1 protein-coding gene is annotated in these 1,149 nt (G+C 64.7%); it reads right to left on the reverse strand.

The features are described 5' to 3' along the window. A partial coding sequence (locus tag ABZ646_RS47070; protein ID WP_360534042.1) for a cbb3-type cytochrome c oxidase subunit I occupies window positions 1-1,149 on the reverse strand: 1,149 nt, incomplete at both ends.

Raw genomic sequence — 1,149 nt, forward strand, 5'->3', positions numbered from 1 at the left:
GATCGACGAGATGGTGTTCAGGGTGGTGAAGCCGTCGGCCGCCAGGTAGTCGGCGTACCGGCGCGGCATGCCCTCGGCGCCCAGCCAGTGCTGCACCAGGAAGGTGCCGTGGAAGCCGATGAACAGCGTCCAGAAGGTGATCTTGCCGAGCCGCTCGTCGAGCATCTTGCCCGTCATCTTCGGCCACCAGAAGTGGAAGCCGGAGAACATCGCGAAGACGACCGTACCGAACACCACGTAGTGGAAGTGGGCCACCACGAAGTACGAGTCGGAGACGTGGAAGTCCATCGGCGGCGAGGCCAGGATGACACCGGTGAGCCCGCCGAACAGGAACGTCACGAGGAACCCCGCCGCCCAGAGCATCGGTGTCTCGAAGGACATCGACCCCTTCCACATGGTGCCGATCCAGTTGAAGAACTTCACACCGGTCGGTACCGCGATCAGGAAGGTCATGAACGAGAAGAACGGCAGCAGCACACCGCCCGTGACGTACATGTGGTGCGCCCACACCGTCACCGACAGACCCGCGATCGCGATGGTGGCCGCGATCAGGCCCATGTAGCCGAACATCGGCTTGCGGGAGAAGACCGGGATGACCTCAGAGATGATGCCGAAGAACGGCAGCGCGATGATGTACACCTCGGGGTGCCCGAAGAACCAGAAGAGGTGCTGCCAGAGCAGCGCTCCGCCGTTCGCCGCGTCGAAGACATGTGCCCCGAACTTCCGATCCGCCTCCAGCGCGAACAGCGCGGCGGCGAGGACGGGGAAGGCGAACAGGACCAGGACGGCGGTCAGCAGCACGTTCCACACGAAGATCGGCATGCGGAACATGGTCATGCCCGGCGCACGCATGCAGATGATCGTGGTGATGAAGTTGACCGCGCCGAGGATGGTGCCGAAGCCGGAGAAGGCCAGACCCATGATCCACATGTCGGCGCCGAGGCCCGGCGAGCGGACCGCGTCCGACAGCGGGGAGTAGGCGAACCAGCCGAAGTCGGCCGCGCCCTGCGGGGTGATGAAACCGCCGACGGCGATGGTCGAGCCGAACAGGTAGAGCCAGTAGGCGAACATGTTCAGCCGCGGGAAGGCGACGTCAGGCGCGCCGATCTGGAGCGGCATGATCCAGTTCGTGAAGCCGGCGAACAGCGG

The organism is Streptomyces sp. NPDC007162 (assembly GCF_040634175.1).
In the GTDB taxonomy this organism is placed as follows: domain Bacteria; phylum Actinomycetota; class Actinomycetes; order Streptomycetales; family Streptomycetaceae; genus Streptomyces.